At 53.9% G+C, this 573-nt stretch carries 1 rRNA gene; it reads left to right on the top strand.

The features are described 5' to 3' along the window. Positions 1 to 533: ribosomal RNA gene (locus AC5WOC_RS21195) — 16S ribosomal RNA — on the top strand; the annotation flags it as partial. Between the last annotated feature and the right edge of the window lie 40 nt (positions 534 to 573).

Below are 573 nucleotides of genomic sequence, written 5' to 3'. Positions count from 1 at the left end.
TAGAGATAGTGCTTCCCTTCGGGGCAATGGTGACAGGTGGTGCATGGTTGTCGTCAGCTCGTGTCGTGAGATGTTGGGTTCAGTCCCGCAACGAGCGCAACCCTTGTCCTTAGTTGCCAGCAAGTAATGTTGGGCTCTCTAAGGAGACAGCCGGTGAAAGCCGGAGGAAGGTGGGGATGACGTCAAATCATCATGCCCCTTACGTCTTGGGCTACACACGTGCTACAATGGATGGTACAAAGGGAAGCGAGACCGCGAGGTGGAGCAAATCCCAGAAAGCCATTCTCAGTTCGGATTGTAGGCTGCAACTCGCCTACATGAAGCCGGAATCGCTAGTAATCGCGGATCAGCATGCCGCGGTGAATACGTTCCCGGGCCTTGTACACACCGCCCGTCACACCACGAGAGTTTGCAACACCCGAAGTCGGTGACAGAACCCTTAGGGGACTGAGCTGCCGAAGGTGGGGCAGATGATTGGGGTGAAGTCGTAACAAGGTATCCCTACCGGAAGGTGGGGATGGATCACCTCCTTTCTATGGAGTACCTTTTGGTACAAATTCGGTTACCAAATAT

The sequence above is a fragment of the Shimazuella sp. NTD247 genome, from assembly GCF_059510415.1.
The sequence above is the reverse complement of the archived record's forward strand: the minus strand, read 5'-3'. Positions and strand labels throughout refer to the sequence as shown.